At 70.1% G+C, this 20,969-nt stretch carries 16 protein-coding genes; 9 read left to right on the top strand and 7 right to left on the bottom strand.

All coding sequences use genetic code 11. The features are described from left to right. Positions 1-57: 57 nt before the first annotated feature. Positions 58-627, top strand: coding sequence for a CGNR zinc finger domain-containing protein (locus JOF29_RS18765; protein WP_209695462.1), 570 nt, complete (start codon positions 58-60; stop codon positions 625-627). A 201-nt stretch (positions 628-828) separates the two neighbouring features. Here JOF29_RS18765 and JOF29_RS18760 read toward each other — a convergent pair whose 3' ends face one another. From JOF29_RS18760 to JOF29_RS18745, 4 genes are all read right to left on the bottom strand, one after another. Then, complete coding sequence (locus JOF29_RS18760) at positions 829-1,038, bottom strand: hypothetical protein (protein WP_209695461.1); 210 nt, start codon at positions 1,036-1,038, stop codon at positions 829-831. 94 nt (positions 1,039-1,132) lie between these two features. Continuing rightward, positions 1,133-3,253: an ABC transporter ATP-binding protein gene (locus tag JOF29_RS18755; RefSeq protein ID WP_372446305.1), complete on the bottom strand. Its 2,121-nt coding sequence runs from the start codon at positions 3,251-3,253 to the stop codon at positions 1,133-1,135. Next, positions 3,250-4,983 (bottom strand): ABC transporter ATP-binding protein, encoded by a 1,734-nt coding sequence (locus JOF29_RS18750; RefSeq protein ID WP_209695460.1) that lies wholly within the window; start codon positions 4,981-4,983, stop codon positions 3,250-3,252. Before JOF29_RS18750 ends, JOF29_RS18755 begins: the two co-directional genes overlap by 4 nt. After that, positions 4,983-5,663, bottom strand: a complete 681-nt coding sequence (locus JOF29_RS18745; protein ID WP_307863449.1) for a TetR/AcrR family transcriptional regulator — start codon at positions 5,661-5,663, stop codon at positions 4,983-4,985. Before JOF29_RS18745 ends, JOF29_RS18750 begins: the two co-directional genes overlap by 1 nt. Before the next feature lie 178 nt (positions 5,664-5,841). On the opposite strand from JOF29_RS18745, the gene JOF29_RS18740 reads away from it, so the two are divergent. The 7 genes from JOF29_RS18740 to JOF29_RS18710 all read left to right on the top strand — a co-directional run bounded on the left by JOF29_RS18740 (position 5,842) and on the right by JOF29_RS18710 (position 16,070). Next, the gene (locus JOF29_RS18740) at positions 5,842-7,725 is read left to right on the top strand and encodes an ABC transporter ATP-binding protein (protein WP_209696204.1); all 1,884 of its coding nucleotides are present in this window, start codon (positions 5,842-5,844) and stop codon (positions 7,723-7,725) included. 304 nt (positions 7,726-8,029) lie between these two features. Beyond that, a complete protein-coding gene (locus JOF29_RS18735; RefSeq protein ID WP_245357660.1) occupies positions 8,030-11,020 on the top strand; it encodes an SCO1167/SCO6262 family helicase in 2,991 nt (996 codons plus the stop codon). Continuing rightward, positions 11,017-12,159, top strand: a complete 1,143-nt coding sequence (locus tag JOF29_RS18730) for an SWIM zinc finger family protein (RefSeq protein WP_209695459.1) — start codon at positions 11,017-11,019, stop codon at positions 12,157-12,159. The genes JOF29_RS18735 and JOF29_RS18730 overlap by 4 nt, the downstream gene beginning before the upstream one ends. Positions 12,160-12,388: 229 nt before the next feature. After that, positions 12,389-12,889, top strand: coding sequence for a GNAT family N-acetyltransferase (locus tag JOF29_RS18725; protein WP_209695458.1), 501 nt, complete (start codon positions 12,389-12,391; stop codon positions 12,887-12,889). Between the two features lie 144 nt (positions 12,890-13,033). Beyond that, a complete protein-coding gene (locus JOF29_RS18720; RefSeq protein ID WP_307863564.1) occupies positions 13,034-13,288 on the top strand; it encodes an oligopeptide/dipeptide ABC transporter ATP-binding protein in 255 nt (84 codons plus the stop codon). A gap of 118 nt (positions 13,289-13,406) precedes the next feature. Next, a complete protein-coding gene (locus JOF29_RS18715) occupies positions 13,407-15,158 on the top strand; it encodes a gamma-glutamyltransferase family protein (protein WP_209695457.1) in 1,752 nt (583 codons plus the stop codon). An 18-nt stretch (positions 15,159-15,176) separates the two neighbouring features. Beyond that, positions 15,177-16,070: a GNAT family N-acetyltransferase gene (locus JOF29_RS18710; RefSeq protein ID WP_209695456.1), complete on the top strand. Its 894-nt coding sequence runs from the start codon at positions 15,177-15,179 to the stop codon at positions 16,068-16,070. Here JOF29_RS18710 and JOF29_RS18705 read toward each other — a convergent pair. Then, positions 16,033-17,802 carry a M1 family metallopeptidase gene (locus JOF29_RS18705; RefSeq protein ID WP_209695455.1) on the bottom strand — a complete coding sequence of 590 codons (1,770 nt, stop codon included), beginning with the start codon at positions 17,800-17,802 and terminating at the stop codon, positions 16,033-16,035. The genes JOF29_RS18710 and JOF29_RS18705 overlap by 38 nt on opposite strands. Before the next feature lie 129 nt (positions 17,803-17,931). On the opposite strand from JOF29_RS18705, the gene JOF29_RS18700 reads away from it, so the two are divergent. Then, a complete protein-coding gene (locus tag JOF29_RS18700; RefSeq protein WP_209695454.1) occupies positions 17,932-19,500 on the top strand; it encodes an adenylate/guanylate cyclase domain-containing protein in 1,569 nt (522 codons plus the stop codon). A 13-nt stretch (positions 19,501-19,513) separates the two neighbouring features. On the opposite strand, the gene JOF29_RS18695 is transcribed toward JOF29_RS18700, so the two are convergent. Further along, a complete protein-coding gene (locus JOF29_RS18695; RefSeq protein WP_245357659.1) occupies positions 19,514-20,245 on the bottom strand; it encodes a TioE family transcriptional regulator in 732 nt (243 codons plus the stop codon). After that, entirely contained in the window at positions 20,223-20,957 is a 735-nt protein-coding gene (locus JOF29_RS18690) for an SDR family oxidoreductase (RefSeq protein ID WP_209695453.1), read from the bottom strand. Before JOF29_RS18690 ends, JOF29_RS18695 begins: the two co-directional genes overlap by 23 nt. Positions 20,958-20,969: the final 12 nt, after the last annotated feature.

Below are 20,969 nucleotides of genomic sequence, written 5' to 3'. Positions count from 1 at the left end.
TCCGTGAGACACGGTAGATCGTTCTCATGGATAATGGCAACCTGTACCATGAGAGGCATGCTGGATGCACCGCTTCCGCCCGCGCCCGGCGCGGACACCTGGCTCGCGCTGGACTTCGCGAACACCGCGATCGCCCTCCCCAACGGCCAGTACGTCGACCTGCTCGGCAACCCCGCGTCCGTCAACAGCTGGCTGGCCGCGCACAACCTCGCCTCCGAGAACGCCGACGTACAGGAGCTGTGTGCGACTCAACTCCGCGCCCTTCGCGAACACATCCGCTCGCTCTTCGCCGCCCGCCTGGCCGACGCTCCGGCTCTCCCGACGGCCCTCGACGCCGTCAACGATGCCCTGACCCGGATCCCCACCGCGCCGCTCCTCCGCTGGGACGACAAAACCGGGCCCTACCGCGCCGCACCCTGCCCCACGAACAAGATCCTCGAACACGCCATGGCCACCATCTCAGCCAACGCGGCCGACCTCCTGACCAGCAGGGAACCCCTGATCGCCTGCGAAGCCACCCCGTGCAACCGGTACCTGATCCCGCACGGCCGCCGCCACTGGTGCTCCACCCGCTGCGGCGACCGAGCCCGAGCCGCCCGCGCCTACGCCCGCCGCACTCCCCGCTAACCGAGCGCCGCCGCCAGCCACTCCCTGAAGGCGACATAGTCAGCCGAGATCGACATCGCGTCGTGCTGCATGGATCCCGGGTACTTCGCCATCCAGCGGTCAAGGTGCTCGCGCAGCACCCGCTCCCACGGACGCGCGTCCGGCCGACCCCAGCGTTGGTAGAGCGCGGACTCGTGGTGATCTCCATCGCCGGGTTGAACGTCACGTCCGGCCCACCGGCACTCGGCGCATCTGCAAGTAGTCACTCAACAGCCGAAAGCCACCGACCGTGTCCGCTGGATCCACGCGCGACGCGACCCGCCGGATTCCGTCGACCTGCGGGAACTTCAGCCCCTGATGGTGCAGCTTCGATCCGACCAGCTGCGGCCGTTGGTTGCCACGTCGCCGTACCGGGCCCGCGTCAGTCGCCATGGCTCAAGTACGCCACGGTCAGCGCAAGTCTCGCGGAAGTTGTCCACAGGCAGCAGAACGGGGACGCCGCTGTGGCGTCCCCGTTCCGGTGTGGTTAACGGGACATCGGGCGGCCTGCTGGGGCCGGGGTTGCCAGGGTGGCCGCTTCTTCGTCGATGTCTACTACTGCGCCGCTGAACTGGGCGTTGTAGAGGCGGGCGTAGGCGCCGTTCAGGGCGAGGAGTTCGGTGTGGGTCCCCTGTTCGACGATGGCGCCGTCCTCCATGACGAGGATCAGGTCGGCGTCGCGGATGGTGGACAGGCGGTGGGCGATGACGAAGCTGGTGCGGTCGGAGCGCAGGGCGGCCATGGCGCGTTGGACCAGCACCTCCGTACGGGTATCGACCGAGCTCGTCGCCTCGTCGAGGATCAGCAACTGGGGATCGGCCAGGAACGCGCGGGCGATAGTGAGGAGCTGCTTCTCACCGGCACTGACGTTGCTGCCTTCCTCGTCGATGACCGTGTCGTAGCCGTCGGGGAGGCTGTGCACGAAGCGGTCGACGTACGTCGCCTTGGCGGCCGCGAGCATGTCCTCCTCGGTGGCGTCCAGGTTGCCGTACAGCAGGTTGTCCCGGATCGTGCCGCCGAACAGCCAGGTGTCCTGCAGCACCATGCCGATCCGCGACCGCAGATCGTGCCGGGTGAGGTCGGTGATGTCGACACCGTCGAGCGTGATCTTGCCGCCGTTCAGCTCGTAGAACCGCATGATCAGGTTCACCAGCGTGGTCTTGCCGGCACCGGTCGGGCCGACGATCGCGACCGTCTGGCCGGGCTCGGCGACCAGGCTCAAGTCGGTGATCAGCGGCTTCGCCGGGTCGTACGAGAACGACACGTGCTCGAACTCGACCCGCCCACGGGCGTCGGTGACCTTCTCCGGGGTCGCGTCCTCCGGCACCTGCTCCTCCGCGTCCAGTACCTCGAAGACGCGCTCGGCCGATGCCACACCCGACTGCAGCAGGTTCGCCATCGAGGCCACCTGGGTGAGCGGCTGGGTGAACTGCCGGGAGTACTGGATGAACGCCTGGACGTCGCCCAGCGACATCGTGCCGGACGCCACCCGCAGACCGCCGATCACCGCGATCACCACGTAGTTCACGTTCCCGATGAACATCATCAGCGGCATGATCAGCCCGGAGATGAACTGCGCACCGAACGAGGCCTTGAACAGTTCGTCGTTCTTCGCGTTGAAGCTGGCCTCGATCTCCTTCTGGCGGCCGAACACCTTGACCAGCTCGTGCCCGGTGAACGCCTCCTCGATCTGGCCGTTCAGCGCGCCGGTGTGCCGCCACTGGGCGACGAACCGGACCTGCGAGCGCTTCGCGATCACCGCGGTCAGCACCATCGAGATCGGGATCGTGACCAGCGCGATCAGCGCCAGCACCGGGGAGATCACGAACATCATCGCGATCACGCCGATCACCGTCAGCAGCGAGGTGAGCAGCTGGCTCAGCGTCTGCTGCAGGCTGGTGGAGATGTTGTCGATGTCGTTGGTGACCCGGCTGAGCAGCTCACCGCGCGGCGCGCCGTCGAAGTAGCTCAGCGGCAGCTTGTTCAGCTTCTCCTCGACCTCGGCCCGCAGACCGAGAATGGTCCGCTGGACGACACCGTTCAGGATGTAGCCCTGCGCCCAGGACAGGAAGAACGCGCCCACGTACAGCACGAGCACCAGCAGCAGGACGTTGCGCAGGGCACTGAAGTCGATGCCGACGCCCGGGACCAGGTCGATCCCCTGCAGCAGGTCCGCGAGCCGGCCGTTGCCGGAGGCACGGGTCTGCTCGATCACCTGGGCCTTGGTGAGCCCGCTCGGCAGGTGTTTGCCGATCGCGCCGGCGAAGATGATGTCGGTCGCGCGACCGAGGATCTTCGGGCCGAGCACCGACAGGCCGACGCTGAAGATCGCCAGCAGGACGACGCCCGCCACCTGCACCCGGTGCGGACGCAGCCGGCCGAGCAGCCGCTTCGCCGAGGGCAGGAAGTTCATGGACTTGTCGCCCGGAATACCTCCGGGCGGCCCGAACGCGCGACCGCTGGTCGGCCGCTCGGTCGCCTTCACGGTCGCCGGCCCGCCACCCTCCGGTGCCTGCCCGTTCGATGCCTGCCCGTTCGGCGCCTGCCCGTTCGCGATCTGGTCCTGCGGACGCTCACCGTTCGAGGACGGCTTCTCTTTCTCGCTCATGCCGCCTCCTCCGCGGAACGCTGGGACTCGACGATCTCGACGTACGTCGGACAGCTGTCGAGCAACTCCTCATGGGTGCCCTTGCCGACGATCGCGCCGTCCTCGATCACCACGATCTGGTCGGCGTCGATGATCGTCGAGACGCGTTGCGCCACGATCACCATGCACGCCTCCCGGGTGATCGGCCGGAGCGCCGCCCGCAGCCGGGCGTCGGTCGCCAGGTCGAGCGCCGAGAACGAGTCGTCGAACAGGTAGATCTCCGGTTTCCGGACCAGCGCCCGCGCGATCGCGAGCCGCTGCCGCTGACCGCCGGACACGTTCGTACCGCCCTGCGCGATCGAGGACTCCAGGCCGTCCGGCATCGCCTCGACGAAGTCCTTGCCCTGAGCAATCGTCAGGGCTTCCCAGAGCTCCTCGTCGGTCGCGTCCGGGTTGCCGTACCGCAGGTTGCTCGCCACCGTCCCGGAGAACAGGTACGGCCGCTGCGGCACCAGCCCGATCCGCTCCCAGAGTGCCTCGGGCTCGATGTCACGTACGTCGATACCGTCGACGAGCACCCGCCCGTCGGTCGCGTCGAACAACCGCGGCACCAGCGAGAGCAACGTGGTCTTTCCCGCGCCGGTACTACCGATGATCGCGGTCGTCTGACCCGGCGAGGCGACGAAGCTGATGTCCCGCAGCACCGGCTCCGCGGCGCCCGGGTACTTGAACGAGGCCCGCTCGAAGACCAGCTGACCGCGACCGGTGAAGCTCTTGATCGGCGTGACCGGCGGCCGCACCGACGACTCGGTGTCCAGGACCTCGGAGATCCGGTCCGCGCAGACCGAAGCCCGCGGCACCATGATCATCACGAACACGCCCATCATCACCGAGAACAGGATCTGGATCAGGTAGCTCAGGAACGCGGTCAAGGCCCCGACCTGCATCTTGCCGTCCTCGATCCGCGAGGCACCGAACCACAGCACCGCGACGCTGGAGACGTTCAGGATCAGCATCACGGTCGGGAACACCAGCGCCATCAGGCGGCCCGCGCGGATCGCGGTGTCGGTCAGGTTCGCGTTCGCCTCGCCGAACCGCTCGACCTCGTGTGGCTCGCGGACGAACGCCCGGACCACCCGGATCCCGGTGATCTGCTCGCGCAGCACCCGGTTCACGCCGTCGATGTTCTTCTGCATCTTGCGGAACTGCGGGACCATCCGGCTCGCGATGAACCCGACGCAGCCGGCCAGCAGCGGCACGGCCACCACGACCAGCCAGGACAGCCCGACATCCTGACGGACCGCCATGATCACGCCGCCGATCATCGTGATCGGCGCCGCCACCAGCATCGTCGTAGTCATCACGACAAGCATCTGGATCTGCTGTACGTCGTTGGTACTGCGGGAGATCAGCGTCGGCGCGCCGAACTGGTTGACCTCACGGGCGGAGAACTCCCCGACCCGGTGGAACACGGCCGCCCGGACGTCGCGGCCGAACAGTGCGGCGGTCTTCGCGCCGAAGTACACCGCGACGATCGTGCAGGCGATCTGCACCAGGCTGACGCCGAGCATCCAGCCGCCGGTGCCGACGATGTAGCCGGTGTCGCCCTTGGCCACCCCGTTGTCGATGATGTCGGCGTTCAGGGTGGGCAGGTAGAGGGAGGCGATCGTCCCGACAAGCTGCAGGACCACCACCAGGAGCAGGTTTCCCGCGTACGGACGCAAGTGCGTACGCAAGACTCGAACTAACATCAATCATCCCCAGAGTCGTGACGGCGGGCGCCGACGGGTGCGAACTCGACGACGTCCTCGGTGGCCGGTGGCTGACCGGTGTGTTGCTTCCTGTCGTGCTTGAGGAGACCGTCGAACGCCAGGTCGACGATCTCCTCGGCGGTCAGCACGTGGCCGCCGGAAATCATTGGGTGGGTGGCCGAGAACGTGATCAGGCCGATCATCCGGACCACTTCTTCGGGCGGCCGCCGCAACTGGTCGGCGTCCGGCCGCAGCAGATCGGCGAACGCCGAGTTCGCCTGGTCGGACTGCCGCTTGCGGCGCGCCTCGTCGATCGGCGTCTGCTTGAAGTCCGGCGGCTGCCGCAACCGCATCGACAGCATCAGCCGGAAGACACTGCTCAGTCGCCGCTGGCCGACCTCGACGGCGGCGATCGTCCGCTCGCGCAACGGCAGCGAGCGCTCGACCGCCTCCAGGCCGCTGATCAGCTCCGAGGTGTCCAGCGCGGTCATCATCACCGCGCTGATCAGCGCGTCCTTGCTGCCGAACGCGCGGAAGATCGTGCCCTCCGCGACCCCGGCGGCCTCGGCGATCTGCTTGGTGCTGACCTCGGGACCGAACTCCTCGAGCAACGGCAGCGTCGCCTCGATGATCGCGGCGCGGCGCTCTTCGGGGGGCAGTGGGGTCGCTCGTGGGCTCACGCGATCCAAGGTAACTGAGTGAGTACTCACTCACAACTCCATTTTGGCGACGAGTTGCTCCCGGAGGGATTGACCTCAAGCAATGTCGAGGTCCTACGGTCGGTTTTTGTCGGTGGAGTACGGAATCATCGACGTCCCCAGCCGACCGAACCTGCGGAGCACTGCCGTGAGCATGGAAATGACCGCGTGGAACTCGCTGTACCACGCAATGCACGCCCAGGACGACAAGAGACCGTTCTCCCGCGCGACCCTGCGGCGGATCCTGGCGTTCGCACGCCCGCACCGGACCCAGGTGGTCTGGTTCCTCGTGCTGAGCGTCGGGGCAGCCGTGCTCGCGGTCGCGACGCCGGTGCTCGCCGGCAAGGTCGTCGACGCGATCGTCGGCGGCAAGGCCTTCGGCGTCGTGCTGAGGCTCGCGGTGCTGATCGCGGTGATCGCGATCGCGGAGGCCGGGCTGAGCATGATGACCCGGTGGCTGTCGGCGCAGATCGGCGAAGGGCTGATCCTGGATCTGCGGACGGCGGTGTTCGACCACATCCAGCGGATGCCGATCGCGTTCTTCACCCGGACTCGCACCGGAGCCCTGGTCTCCCGGCTGAACAACGACGTGATCGGGGCGCAGCGCGCGTTCAGCGACACCTTGTCGGGCGTGGTCAGCAACCTGGTGATGCTCGGGCTCACGCTCGGAGTCATGCTCACCGTGTCCTGGCAGATCACGCTGCTCGCGCTGGTCATCCTGCCGATCTTCGTCGTTCCCGCCCGCCGGATCGGGGGGCGGTTGGCCGGCCTGCAACGCGAGGCGGCGAACTACAACGCGACCATGAGTACGCAGATGACCGAGCGGTTCTCGGCGCCGGGCGCGACGCTGGTGAAGCTGTTCGGGCGGCCGGCGCGCGAGTCGGCGGAGTTCGCGGTGCGGGCGCGGCGGGTCCGGGACATCGGCGTACGGACCGCCATGGTGCAGTGGATCTTCGTGACCGCGTTGACGCTGGTGTCGGCGCTGGCGCTCGCGGTGGTGTACGGGCTGGGCGGTTTCCTGGCGTTGCGGCACCAGCTCGAGGCCGGCGCGGTGGTGTCGATGGCGTTGCTGCTGACCCGGTTGTACTCACCGCTGACCGCGCTCGCGAGTGCGCGGCTCGAGGTGATGACCGCGCTGGTCAGCTTCGAGCGGGTCTTCGAGGTGCTGGACCTGGAGCCGCTGATCAAGGACAAGCCGGACGCCGGGCGGGTGCCGGAGGGGCCGGTCGCGGTCGAGTTCGCCGGGGTGAGCTTCGCGTACCCGTCGGCGGACAAGGTCTCGCTGGCTTCGCTCGAGGAGGTCGCGAAGCTGGACACGCGCGGCGGCGTCCAGGTGCTGCACGACGTCTCGTTCCGCGCGGAGCCCGGCGAGATGATCGCGCTGGTCGGATCGTCGGGCGCGGGCAAGTCGACGATCGCGCAGCTGATTCCACGCCTGTACGACGTGGACTCCGGTGCGGTGCGGCTGGCCGGGACCGACGTACGGGATGTGTCGGCGGAGTCGTTGCGGCAGACGCTCGGGATGGTGACGCAGGACGGGCACCTGTTCCACGACTCCATCCGGGAGAACCTGCTGCTCGCGCGTCCGGAGGCCGACGAGGAGGACCTGTGGGACGCCTTGGAGCGGGCGCGGCTCGGTGAGCTGATCAGGTCGTTGCCGGATCAGCTGGACACGGTCGTCGGCGAGCGCGGGTACCGGTTGTCCGGTGGTGAGCGGCAGCGGCTGACGATCGCCCGGTTGCTGCTGGCGCAGCCGCGGGTGGTGATCCTCGACGAGGCGACGGCGGCGCTGGACTCGACGAACGAGGCCGCCGTACAGGAGGCGCTGACGGAGGCACTTGCGGGCCGTACGGCGGTGGTGATCGCGCACCGGTTGTCCACGATCCGCGCTGCCGACCAGATCCTGGTCATCGAGGGCGGCCAGATCGTCGAGCGCGGGCGGCACGCCGAGCTGCTCGCGGCCGGCGGGCGATACGCGGAGCTGTACCGGACGCAGTACGACACGGCCGGGCACGGTGCTGACGCTTTGTCATCGGCGGGGTGACCGGAGAGACTGTGCTGTGGACGAGCAAGGGACGATCAACACCATTTGCCCGACCTGTGACGGCAGTGGAGGGATTCGGGTAGCCCGCGCAATCGTTCATCTGCAGGGCAACCGCCCTACCGGTCCGGCGGCCACAGCCTGGGTGCTCGAGGAGTGCCGGACCTGCGAGGGGGACGGCAAGCTGCCGGGCCTCCAGGCGCCGGTCTGATCCAGGCGCCGGTCCTTCGCCGTGGTCGTTCGCCTTGTGTGGTGAGGGAGGATGCCTGGGGTCTGTTGTTCCGATTCGACACGGAGGTTCACGGGGTTGCTGGGCGCAGGGCAGGAACTGGCCGGATACGCCGTCGTCTTCCGGCCGTCCGATCCACCACGCACAAGCCGGCTGGCCTTCTGGGATCCCGCCGGCGCCCCCCTCCCCCTCAACCTCGGCCGACAGGTAGACCTCACGCTCGCCCTCAACCCCGACGCCGGCTCCCCACACCCCGCGTCCACGGGCCGCGTGGTGTCCCCCGGCGCGAGCGCGCTGGATACGCCGGAGGCGGAGCAGTCCGCGGGTCGAGTAGAGCAGCGCGCGCGTGGCGTGGAGTTGCAGACGGTGCGGGCGGTCGAGTTGTCTGTGGCGGAGGCGGTGCCGGTGCTTGGGCGGCTGCGACGGGTGGCCGGGGCGCATCCGTCGGCGGCGTTCTGGGGTGCTGCGTCGCTGGTCGCCCTGCAGTTGGTTGCGCGGGGCAAGCTCCTGCCGGGCGTCTCCCCCGGCGGGCACGACGCCTGGCGTGTCGGTCCGCTGGACCCCGATGACATCACCCGGATCCTCGACCTGGCCGAGTCCATGCCCCTCTCCGCCCGGGCTCTTCCCCTCGGCGGCGCACCCGGCGCCAGGTCTCCTCGCCTCGCCGGCACGCCCGACGCCGGGGCTCCTCGGCTTGGCGGCTCGCCCGGCGCCCGGTCGGGCGGATCCGGTCACGAGGTGCGGTTGCCGGTGGGTGAGGAGCTGGTGCGGGAGTTTCTGGATGCGGTGGCGGACGGGATGCCGCGGTCACCCGCGGCCGCGAAGCTGCATCAGACGAACCTGTTCGCCGCGGCCGCGCCGCAACGCGCCGAGCGGTTGCGGGGCTGGGCGGACGAGGTGTCCGCGGGGCTGGACGCGGGCGTGCGGATTTCGTTGCGGGTGGAGATGGGTGCCGAGCAGTCGTTCGATGCCGTCGTACAGCTGCACAGCCTGAAGGACCCGACGCTGGTCAGCGACGCGGACGACGTCTGGTCGGCCGACGTCCCGGGGTTCGGCCCGCGGGCGCGGATCGACGCGACGCTCGCGATCCGCCGGGCCGCACGGGTCTGGCGGCCGCTCGGTCAGCTGCTCGACTCCGCCGTACCCGATCGCTTGGACCTGGCTGACGAGGACGTCGCCGATCTGCTCGCCGGGTCCGCCCAACGGCTCGCGGCGGCCGGCGTGGACGTGCACTGGCCGCGCAGCCTCGGGCGATCGCTCACCGCGCGCGCCGCGATCACCTCGGCCGACGGTCCGCCCAGCGATCTGCCCGGCTTCTTCCAGGGCGACAAGACGCTCGACTTCAGCTGGCAGGTCGCGCTCGGCGACGACCCGCTGACCGCGGCCGAGCTCGACCAGCTCGCCGAGTCCACCCGCCCCGTCGTCCGGCTCCGCGACCAGTGGATGCTGATCGACCCCGAGCTCGCCCGCAAGGCCCGCGAGCGGATCCTCAAACCCGTCACCGCGATCGACGCGCTCGGCGCCGCACTCACCGGCACCACCGAGGTCGACGGTCAGCACATCACGGTCACCCCGGCCAAGTGGCTCGACGACCTCCGCGCCCGGATCGCCGACCCGGATCGCGCCGACGACCCGATCGCCGCCCCGCCGGGTCTCGAGGCGACACTGCGCGACTACCAGCTCCGCGGTCTGCGCTGGCTCACCCGGATGACGTCGCTCGGCCTCGGCGGCTGCCTCGCCGACGACATGGGCCTCGGCAAGACGATCACGTTGATCTCGCTGCACCTGCACCGCCGGCAATCCGAGGACACCGCCGGCCCGACGCTCGTCGTCTGTCCCGCGTCGCTGCTCGGCAACTGGGAGCGCGAGATCCGCCGCTTCGCCCCCGGTACCTCGGTACGCCGCTTCCACGGCACGTCCCGCTCCCTCGACGAGGCGCAGGACGGCTTCGTGCTCACGACGTACGGCACGCTCCGCCGGGACGCCGTACGACTGGCCGGGCATCCGTGGGGGCTGGTCGTCGCCGACGAGGCGCAGCACGTGAAGAACCCGTCGTCCGGTACGGCGAAGGCGCTGCGGACCATCCCGGCCAAGGCACGGGTCGCGCTCACCGGCACCCCGGTCGAGAACAACCTGTCCGAGCTGTGGGCGATCCTCGACTGGACCACACCCAGCCTGCTCGGCCGGCTCGGGACGTTCCGCAACCAGTGGGCGACGCCGATCGAGGCCGACAAGGACGAGGAGGTCGCCGCGCGGCTGGCGAAACTCGTCCGGCCGTTCCTGCTCCGCCGGAAGAAGTCCGACCCCGGGATCGCGCCGGAGCTGCCGCCGAAGACCGAGACCGACCAGCCGGTGTCGCTGACCCGCGAGCAGGTGGTGTTGTACGAGGCAACGGTCCGCGAGCTGATGGACGAGGTCCGGGCGAGCGACCGGATGGCGCGCCGCGGCCTGATCGTGAAGCTGCTGACCGGGCTCAAGCAGATCTGCAACCACCCGGCGCAGTACCTCAAGGAGCCCGGCGACGCCCGGCTGACCGGCCGCTCCGGCAAGCTCGAGCTGCTCGACGAACTCCTCCAGACGATCGTCGCCGAGGACGGCGCGGTGCTCGTCTTCACGCAGTACGTCGCCATGGCCCGGCTGCTCGAGCGGCACCTGGCCGAGCGCGGGATCGGCGCCCAGTTGCTGCACGGCGGTACGCCGATCCCGCAGCGCGAGGAGATGGTCGACCGCTTCCAGGCCGGTGAGGTGCCGGTGTTCCTGCTGTCGCTGAAGGCCGCGGGCACCGGGCTGAACCTCACCCGCGCCGAGCATGTCGTGCACTACGACCGCTGGTGGAATCCAGCGGTCGAGGACCAGGCGACCGATCGCGCGTACCGGATCGGGCAGACCCGGCCGGTGCAGGTGCACCGATTGATTGCCGAGGGCACCATCGAGGACCGGATCGCCGGCATGCTCGCGACCAAGCGCGCGCTGGCCGCGGCGGTGCTGTCCGGCGGCGAGGCGGCGCTGACCGAGCTCTCCGACACCGAGCTGGCCGATCTCGTCGAGCTGCGCGGAGGTGCGCGATGACCGCCGCGCAGGGGTTCCCGGCGTTCTCCGCGCAGTCGCGGAGTACGCGCGGACGCTCGTGGTGGGCGAAGGCGTGGGTGCAGGCGCTCGAGGACACCTCGCTGGACAACGATCAGCTCCGCAGGGGCCGCCGGTACGCGAACTCCGGGCAGGTCGGCACGATCACGATCAGCCCGGGCCGGATCGCCGCCACCGTGTACGCCCCCGAGGACACGTACGAGTCCGTCGTCCAGGTCGACGAGCTGAGTGCGGACGACTGGCAGCGGTTCCAGGAGCAGGTCGCCGCGCGCGCCGGGCACATCGCGGCGCTGCTCGACGGCGAGATGCCGCACGACCTGGTCGAGGCGGCGTCCGACGCGGGTGTCACGCTGCTGCCGGGGATCGGCGACCTCGATCCGAGCTGCACGTGCGACGCGTGGGAGCTCCCCTGCCAGCACGCGGCGGCGCTCTGCTACCAGGTCGCGTGGCTCCTCGACGCGGATCCGTTCGTACTGCTCCTGCTCCGCGGGCGTACGCGGGAAGCGCTCCTCGACGAGTTGCAGGCCTCGTCGACCCGTCCCGTCGAAGCCGGTGTCCCGATCGCCGACGTCGTCACGACTCCGACCGCCGACCTCCCCGAGCCGCCCGAACTGCCAGCGAAGGTCACGATCGAGCAGCTCGCCGTCGTGGGGATCGAGCCGCCGGACGGGTTCGGCCCGGCGACGTTGCAGCTGCTCGTTCTCGACGCGGCCCGGCGTGCCCGGTCGATCCTGGGCGCGCTGCTGCACAACGCCGCCGTACCGCAGCCGCTGGACGAGTGGCACGACACCATCCGCTTGGCCGCCGACTTTCCCCACCTCGGCGCCGGCGAAGAGCTTGCCCTCGGCATCCAAGCCTGGCGGTACGGCGGTGCGCCCGGTCTCGACGTACTGGCACACACCTGGACGCCCGACGCGGCCGAGCTGAACCGAGGGCGGACCGAGCTGCAGGCGGCCGACGACGACCTCACCATCACCGCGTGGGCCAACCAGTTGACGCTCGGTCCGGACACGCAGCTCCGCCTCGATCGTGAAGGTCGGTGGCATCCGTACCGGCTGATCGACGGCATCTGGACGCCGAGCGGGCCGCCGTCCAAGGACCCGCTCGTCGTCGAGTGGTGAGTCAGGACTGGGCTCATGGCGAGCAGACCTGCGAGCGCCTCTCCTGAAGTTCGCCTCGTTCGGCGGCGTCGGCAAACTCGCATGACTGACGCCCCACACTCGCCTAAAGTTGGTCCGGGTTTCGGAGTGAAGGAGGTGGGTTGATGATCGCGCGATTCCGCGCTGCCGCACGTCCGGCAGCGAACACGGTCGTTCAACCGCACTCTCCGACTCTTGAAAGGGACCTCCGTTGTCCAACTCCTGGAACACCCGTGTCGAGACCGAATCCGACGTAGAAACCCTTCGCGACATCACCCGGGACGCCTTCGGCCGCGAGTTCGAGGTCGGCTTCCTCGACGCGCACCGCGCCGAGCCGGCCGCCTGGATCCCGGGGCTGATGTTCGTTGCCACCACCCCCGACGACCGGCCGGTCGCCTACGCGTTGCTCACCCGCTGTCACGTCGGCGACGTACCGATCCTGTCGCTCGGACCGGTCGCCGTGCTGCCGGCGTACCAGCGCCGAGGGGCCGGTGGCGCCGCCGTGCGGGCCGCGCTCGCGACGGCGCGTGATCGCGTCGAGCCTGCTGTCGTCGTGCTCGGACACGCGGAGTACTACCCTCGGTTCGGCTTCCGGCAAGCGACCGGGTTCGGCATCCATCACCCGCAGTACGACGGCCCGAACCTGATGGCGCTCGCACTCGGCGACCATGCCGTACCTCAAGGGGACCTGACCTATCCGGTCACGGTTTGACGGCCTGGTCTGACGGTCCCGGCGGCAGGTCGCAAGGGCTCGCCGAATCACTTGTGCAGGCTGGTACCGGCCGCGGGAACCTTGTCGGGACCGGCGCGGCCGTGGTCGCGCTGGTTCTGACCCCGGGTCGAGCGAACCGGCCGGATCCTCGGTCGGCGACATCGGCGGCGAGCCACTCCGGCTTCAGCAAGGCCGCTCGGCGACGACCTCCCGTCGGCGATCGACCCGCCGCCCGGCTGCCGCGTCCACACCAGATGCCCGGTCGCGGTGGACACATGCCGGACGGTCGCGCCGGAACCGCGCACGATCGGCGAAGGTGGACACCAGGTGGCCTGCCACCTCGTGACCGACGACGGAACCGGACCAGACGTACGCCGCACCCAAGGAGCCGCTCCATGACAGTGCATATTGCCGGGCCCCCGGCGCCGGCGATGTCACGGGGCTGTTGCTCCCGATCTTCCCTCGTCGCTCCGGTCACTTCGCTCCCTCCACTCCTCAGTCCAGGCCGGGAGGCCCCATGACCTTCACCACCCGTCCGACGCTGCGCGGTACGTTCGGGATGGTCTCGTCCACGCATTGGCTCGCGTCGCAGTCGGCGATGCGGATTCTCGAGCTCGGCGGGAACGCGTTCGATGCGGGCGCCGCTGCCGGGTTCGTGCTGCACGTGGTCGAGCCGCACCTCAACGGCCCGGGCGGTGAGGTACCGGCGATCATCGCGACCGCGGACGACCCGGCGCCGCGGGTGCTGTCCGGGCAAGGTGTCGCGCCGGCCGCTGCGACCATCGAGCACTACCGGTCGCTCGGGCTCACCCTCGTTCCCGGGTCCGGACCGCTCGCGGCGACCGTTCCCGGCGCGGTCGACGCCTGGCTGCTCCTGCTCCGCGATCACGGCACGCTGCCGCTCAGCGTCGTACTCGAGCCGGCCATCGAGTATGCGCGGAACGGGCACCCGCTGGTGCCGCGGATCGCGGACACGATCGCGACGGTGCAGGAGCTGTTCGAGCAGCACTGGCCTACGTCGGCCGCGCTCTGGCTGAAGGACGGGCGTCCGGTGACGGGGCGGTTCAGCAACGCGGCGTACGCCGACACCCTCGAACGGCTGGTGCGGGAAGCCACCGGCGCCGATCGGCAGGAGCAGATCGAGGGGGCCAGGAAGGCGTGGCGGGAAGGGTTCGTCGCGGACGCGATCGACAGGTTCTCGCGGATTCCGCACCGGGACTCGAGCGGCGAGGATCATGGCGGGCTGATCACCGGCGCGGACCTGGCCGCGTTCGAGGCGAGCTGGGAGGACCCGGCGACGTACGACTGGAACGGGTACACTGTCGCGAAGACCGGTCCGTGGGGCCAGGGCCCGGCGCTGCTGCAGTCGCTCGCCGTACTCGCGGCACTCGGCGAGGTCGACCTCGACAGCGCGGAGGGCGTGCACACGACGGTCGAGGTGATGAAGCTGTCGTACGCCGATCGCGAGGCCTGGTACGGCGACGCCGCCGACGTACCGCTGGAGACGCTCCTCTCCCCCGCGTACGCCGCCGAGCGGGCGAAGCTGGTCGGAGCGGACGCGTCGCTGGAGCTCCGTCCCGGTCGGCCGGACGGACGCGCGCCGGTGCTGCCGTCGGTTGCTGCCGGCAACGAGACGGGCGATGCGACGACCGGGGAGCCGACGGTGTCGCCGGTCGGCGAGATGCGGGGAGACACGTGTCATGTGGATGTCGTCGACCGGTGGGGGAACATGATCTCGGCGACGCCGAGCGGCGGGTGGTTGCAGTCGTCGCCGACGATTCCGGAGCTCGGGTTCTGTCTCGGGAGTCGCGCGCAGATGTTCTGGCTCGAGGAGGGGTTGCCGGCGTCACTGGCCCCGGGCAAGCGGCCGCGGACGACACTGACTCCGACGCTCGTACTGCGCGACGGGGCGGCGGTGATGGCGTGCGGGTCGCCTGGTGGTGATCAGCAGGATCAGTGGCAGTTGCTGTTCCTGTTGCGGCATCTCGGTGCGGGCCTCGAGCTGCAGGAGGCGATCGATGCGCCGGCGTGGCACACCACCGGATTCCCGTCGTCGTTCTACCCGCGGGCGACCGAGCCGGGCGGGTTGGTCGTGGAGAGCCGGGTCGGCGCGCACGTCCGTGACGACTTGGTACGGCGTGGGCACGTCGTCACCGAGTCGGATCCGTGGAGCCTCGGCCGCCTGTGCGCCGTACGCAAGGAATCCGACGGGATCCTCGCAGCAGCCGCGAACCCCCGCGGCATGCAGGGCTACGCCGTCGGCCGCTGATCGCGTTATGTTGACGGCTTGACCATCACACTGATTCCGCTCACCGACCCCGACTACCGTCCGTTCAGCCGCCGGATCGCGTGGCTGGCCGCGCACGGCGACGGTACGCCGGCCGGATCCGCGTTCCTCCGGCTGGACAGCCGCGGTACGCATGCGCATCTCGCGGACTTCGAGCTGACAGTGCATCCGGCCGAACGCCGGCACGGGATCGGCACGCTGCTGCTGCGCGCGGTGGCCGGCAGCGCGCGCGACCACGACATACGGACGCTGATCACCGACGTCGACGCCGGGTCGGCCGGCGACCGGTTCCTGCAGCAGCAAGGGTTCGGGATCGGGCTGACGCTGGTCTACGCGCGGCTCGACCTCGCCCACCGGACACCCGACGTACCTGCTGTTCCCGGGTATCGGCTGGTGTCGTGGGAGGGGGTCGCGCCGGACGATCTCGTGCAGACGTTCACCGATGCGCGAGCCGGGATGGCCGACGCTCCGACCGGGTCGATCTCGGCCGGGGCCGACGTGTGGGACGTCGATCGGACCCGGCACGCGGCACGGTTGATCGAGCAGCGCGGCGACCACCTGTCCGTCGTCGCGGCCTTGGACCGCGCCGGGCGGATGGCCGGCTTCACCGAGGTCGTCGTACCGGGTGACGGGAAGGGCGACGGTCAGCTGTACGGCACGGCCGTCCTGCCGGAGCACCGCGGCCGCGGGCTGGCGCTGTGGATGAAGGCCGCCCAGATCCACGAAGTCCGCCACCGCTTCCCCGACCTCGACGGCCTCCTCACCGACACCGTCGACACCAACACCCCGATGCGCCGCACCAACGACCGCCTGGGCTACCGCCCGCAGCGCCAGGTCCACCGCCGCAAGCTGGACCTCATTGACCCAGGATCTTCTGCACCGCTGCTGTTGTGATGGGGTGGTAGCCGGGGCGGGCCTTGGCGAAGACTTCGGCGGCGAAGGCTCGGTCGGTGCCGGCCAGGGCCTGGTAGACGGGCAGGACCAGTTTCATCCGGCCGACCATGGTCAGGAACTCGGCCATTTCGGCGTACGCCGCCTCGTAGCTGCTGGCGGCAACGATCTGGTACCAGCGGCGGGCGATCTCGCCGTTCGCGGTGCCGGTCAGGCCGAACGCGCGGTCCAGTTGCTGCAGCAACAACGGGCTCAGTACGTCGGGAGCCGCGTCCAGGAACCGCAGCCACTCCTGCGTCGTCCACCGCTCCGCGCCGTGCGGCAGCTCGCCCGTCGTCAGCCACATACTGCGCGCCTCGTCAACGACCTGGAACCGCGCCGACACCGCCCGCTCCGCGAACGCCGGGATGCCCGGCTCGTACAGCCACGCGGCCAGCTCGGCATCCGTCACCACGTCCGGGCGCGGCGTGATCAGGTGCTCGCGCAGGTGCTCGACGAAGTCGTCGGTGTTGATGCTGCGGAACGCGAACCGGTCGAAGTACCCGCGCAGGAACGGATCGAACACCTCCCGCGCGAACCGCTCCTCCAGCCAGGACAGGAACCACGACCCCTTCAGCGGCCCGGTCGACGTCGTCCCGTGGTACTCCGACCGGTGGTGCAGCCCGGGCAGCTCGACCGCGAGCTCGGCCGGCGTCAGCGGGTCCAGCTTCACCACGGTCGCGTGCTGCTTGATCGCGGTCTCCATCACCGAGAACTCGGTCCCGTACACGGCCTCGACGATCCGGTTCTCGACGTACGACGTGAAGCCCTCGTTGAGCCAGATGTCGTCCCAGCTGTCCTGCGTGACGAGGTTGCCCGACCAGCTGTGCGCGAGCTCGTGCGCGATCACGCTGACCAGCGACTTGTCGCCGATCACCACGGTCGGTGTCGCGAACGTCATCCGCGGGTTCTCCATCCCGCCGTACGGGAAGGACGGGGGGAGCACGAGCAGGTCGTAGCGGCCCCAGCGGTACGGGCCGAACAGCTCCTCGGTGACCCGCATCATCTCCTCGGTGTCGGAGAACTCGGTCGCCGCCTTCCGCACCGTCGCGGGCTCGGCCCACACCCCGGACCGCTCGCCGAGCGGCTCGAACACCAGGTCGCCGGCCGCGATCGCCAGCAGGTACGACGGGATCGGCTCGGGCATCACCACGTCGTACGAGCCGGTACGCCGCGAGGCCGTCCCGTTGTCGGCGCTCATCAGCACCATCAGCTCCGGCGGCGCCGTGACGTGCGCGGCGTAGCTGAACCGGACGCTCGGGGTGTCCTGCACCGGGACCCAGCTGCGGGCGTGGATCGCCTGCGACTGGCTGAACATGAACGGCAGTACACCACCGGCCGTCATCGCCGGATCCAGCCACTGCAGACCGGTCGCGGTCGGCGCGGTCCGGTAGCTGACCTTCACCCGCGGATGGCCCGCGGTCGTGATCGTCAGAGCGGAACCGAGCTCCGGATCGGCGTCGGCGAGGCTGTACTGCAACGGCACCCAGCCGTCGTTGGTCTGCCCCTCGACACCGAGCACCGTGAGGTCGCGGGTGTCGAGAACCAGTCGGTCCCCGGCGGCGTCTGTCCAGGCGAGCGTGTGCGTCGCGCTGCCGGACAGCACCTGCTGACCGAAGTCGAGCGCGAGGTCGAGCTCGAGATGGGTCGTCCGAACCCGGTCCGGCTCGGCATAGGAGTGGCGATCGTGCGTCAAGGGAAGCTCCCCGAGTGAGGCGTCCGAGGAACAGTACCCACGTCCCGGCCGGATCGGGCGGCCAATCTGGGCCAAACGCACCACCGTGCCAAAACCCCGCTTCGGTCCTGACTTGGCAGACTAGGGCGTATGACCATCCAGCGGACCGTCCAGGGGAATCCTGAGCCTGTGCTGAGTAGACGGCCGTTCGGGTCCTGGCTGCTCGGCTCGGCCGACCAGAGCACCCGGCGGCTGCGGATCCGGTTGCAGATCCTGATGGCCACGTTCTGCATCGGTACCAACCTGATCGGCGCGCTGGTCGTGTTCGTACTGGCGGTCTTCGTGCTGCCCGGCCCGTCGCTGGTCGACCAGCTGCAACTCGTCGACGCGATCGTGATTCCGGCGTACCTCGTGATCGCGATGACGATCGGCGTCGTCTGGAGCCGGCGGCTGACGCGGCGGGTGACCCGCTGGATCGAGCTGGGGCGGCCGGCCACCCGGCAGGAGCAGATCGCCACGCTGCAGTTGCCGCTGCGGCTGACGCTGATCGAGGCGGGCCTCTGGCTGGTCGCCGCCGTGTTCTTCACCGTGATGACGCTGATGCTGCAGCCCGCGAACGCGCTGCGCGTCGCGCTGACGGTGATCGACGGTGCGATCATCACCTGCTCGGTGTCGTACCTGCTCACCGAGTTCGCGCTCCGTCCGGTCGCGGCACGGGCGCTGGCCGACTCGTCGCCTCCGCGGCGGCTGCTCGCGGCCGGGTTGAAGGCGCGGACGTTGTTCTTCTGGACGGTCGGATCCGCCGTACCGGTCGCTGGCCTGATGCTGGCCGCCGTACTCGCGTTGATCGAGCGGGACGTGACCACGACCCGGATGGCCGTCGTGGTCCTTGCCCTGGGCATCGTGGCGCTCGGCAACGGATACCTGCTCACCTGGTTGTCGGCGAAGTCCGTGGTGGCGCCGGTCCGCTCGGTGCGGGACGCGCTGAGCCTGATCGGCGAGGGCCGGCTGGACGTCACCATCCCGGTCTTCGACGGCACCGAGCTGGGGTCGCTGCAGGCCGGGTTCAACCGGATGACCGACGGGCTCCGCGAACGCGAGCGGATCCGGGACGTCTTCGGGCGGTACGTCGGTCCCGGCGTCGTCCGGGAGGCGCTGACCAGCGACCGGCTCGGCGGCGAGGAGCGGTTCGCCGCCGTACTGTTCGTCGACCTGGTCGGCTCGACCGAGCTGGCGAACCAGCGGCCGCCGACCGAGGTGGTGCAGCTGCTCAACCGGTTCTTCGCGATCGTGGTCGCCGAGGTGGACCGGCAAGGCGGGTTCGTGAACAAGTTCGCGGGCGACGCCGCGCTGGCGATCTTCGGCGCGCCGGCCGAGCTGCCGGACCCGGCGGGCAGTGAGCTCGCCGCGGGGCGGGAGCTGGCCCGGCGGCTGGCCGACGAGTTGCCCGAGGCAACGGCCGGGCTCGGGATCACCGCGGGCATCGTGGTGGCCGGCACGGTGGGCGACGTACGGCGGCACGAATACACGGTGATCGGTGATCCGGTGAACGAGGCGGCCCGGCTGAGTGAGCTTGCGAAGACCGCGCCCGGGCGGCTGATCGCGTCGATGACCGCCGTCGAGGAAGCGGAGACGGCCGAGTCGGATCAGTGGCAGCCGAGCGACCTGGTCACGGTGCGGGGACGGTCGGTGCCGACACGGCTCGCGGTCCCTCAGTGATCAGCCTCAGTGATCAGCCTGGGTGATCAGCCTGGGTGATCAGCTCATGCAGCAGCGCGGCGCCGTACAGCATCGCCTTGGTCTGGCGGTCGTGGGCGGCTCGGCGTTCGGCGATCGCAGTCCGGAGCGCCTCGGTGCTGCCGGTACGGCGTAGTCCGTCGAGGACGGGCTTGATCTGCTCGAAGTAGTACCTGCCCTGGCGGAGCATATGGATGATCCGCGCGTCCCGGACCTCCTCGGGGCCGTAGCGGCGGTACTTCGTCCCCGGCTCACGCGTCGGCGCCAGCAGGCCGGCAGCCTCCCAGACGCGGAGCGCCGACGGCCGGATGCCGAGCCGATGCGCCAACTCCCCCACGAGCAACGACGGACCCGTCACCGGTTGCTCGTCGACGTACTCCGCCGCCAACGCGGCGAGCGCATCGCTCGCGGCGTCCGTTGCCCGTCGTTGCTCGTGGAGCGCGGCATGAGCCGCGTCGACGAGTCTGTACGCGAGCGCTTCGTCGTCGTTGTGTACGGCGCGCATGATCGCCGTCGCCGTCTCCGCACCGAACCCGGGCGCGAGCGCGCGGTACGTCAGCAACGCCTGGACATGCTCCGGCCCGTACTGCCGGTACCCGCTGTCCGAGCGCGGCGACGGCGGCAGGATGCCGTCCGCCTCGTAGTTGCGGACGAGCTGGGTCGAGACCCCGGCGCGACGGGCCAGGTCGACGGGGCGCAGTGCTTTAGCGGCCACCGGCGACGTCAACGGTCGACCCGGTCATGTACGACGAACGGTCCGACGCCAGGAACGCGATCACCTCGGCGACCTCCTCGGCCTTCCCCGGACGGGCCAGCGGCGGCGTCGTACCGATCCGGTCCAGCCGGCCGGGCTCGTGGATGCCGGTCGCGATCAGCCCGGGGCGGACGCCGAGCACGCGAACGCCTTCCTTCGCGACCTCGTTGCCCAGGCCAACCGTCAGCGCGTCCACGGCCGCCTTGCTCGCGGCGTAGTCGACGTACTCCCCGGCCGACCCGAGCACCGCGGCGCGCGACGATACGTTGACGATGACGCCGCCCTTGCCGCCGTACGCCGTGGACATCCGGCGGACCGCGGCGCCGGCGACCAGGAAGGCGCTGATCGAGTTGATCCGGAACACCCGCTCGAGGCGCGCGGCGTCGTACTCCGCGACGCGGCCGGACGGCGAGACCACGCCGGCGTTGTTGATCACGGCACCGATCGGGCCGAGCTCGGCGGTCACCGTGTCGAACAGTCGCTCGACCTGGTCCGCCTCGACCACATCGGCCTGGACGGCGATCGCCCGCCGGCCGCGTTCCTCGCACGCCTTCACCACCCCCGCGGCCTCGTCGGCCCGCGTCCGGTAGTTCACCCCGACGTCCCAACCGTCCGCGGCCAGCGCGAGCGCGGCGGCCGCCCCGATCCCGCGACTTCCTCCGGTGACCAGCACAACCCGACTCATGCGGGCCAGTCT

This window comes from Kribbella aluminosa, assembly GCF_017876295.1.
In the GTDB taxonomy this organism is placed as follows: Bacteria; Actinomycetota; Actinomycetes; order Propionibacteriales; family Kribbellaceae; genus Kribbella; species Kribbella aluminosa.
The sequence above is the reverse complement of the archived record's forward strand: the minus strand, read 5'-3'. Positions and strand labels throughout refer to the sequence as shown.

Coding starts and splice junctions, on each gene's coding strand:
- JOF29_RS18700 (WP_209695454.1), top strand. CDS start 17,932: ATGACCATCCAGCGGACCGTCCAGGGGAATCCTGAGCCTGTGCTGAGT.
- JOF29_RS18715 (WP_209695457.1), top strand. CDS start 13,407: ATGACCTTCACCACCCGTCCGACGCTGCGCGGTACGTTCGGGATGGTC.
- JOF29_RS18730 (WP_209695459.1), top strand. CDS start 11,017: ATGACCGCCGCGCAGGGGTTCCCGGCGTTCTCCGCGCAGTCGCGGAGT.
- JOF29_RS18765 (WP_209695462.1), top strand. CDS start 58: ATGCTGGATGCACCGCTTCCGCCCGCGCCCGGCGCGGACACCTGGCTC.
- JOF29_RS18690 (WP_209695453.1), bottom strand. CDS start 20,957: ATGAGTCGGGTTGTGCTGGTCACCGGAGGAAGTCGCGGGATCGGGGCG.
- JOF29_RS18760 (WP_209695461.1), bottom strand. CDS start 1,038: ATGGCGACTGACGCGGGCCCGGTACGGCGACGTGGCAACCAACGGCCG.
- JOF29_RS18740 (WP_209696204.1), top strand. CDS start 5,842: ATGACCGCGTGGAACTCGCTGTACCACGCAATGCACGCCCAGGACGAC.
- JOF29_RS18755 (WP_372446305.1), bottom strand. CDS start 3,253: ATGAGCGAGAAAGAGAAGCCGTCCTCGAACGGTGAGCGTCCGCAGGAC.
- JOF29_RS18750 (WP_209695460.1), bottom strand. CDS start 4,983: ATGTTAGTTCGAGTCTTGCGTACGCACTTGCGTCCGTACGCGGGAAAC.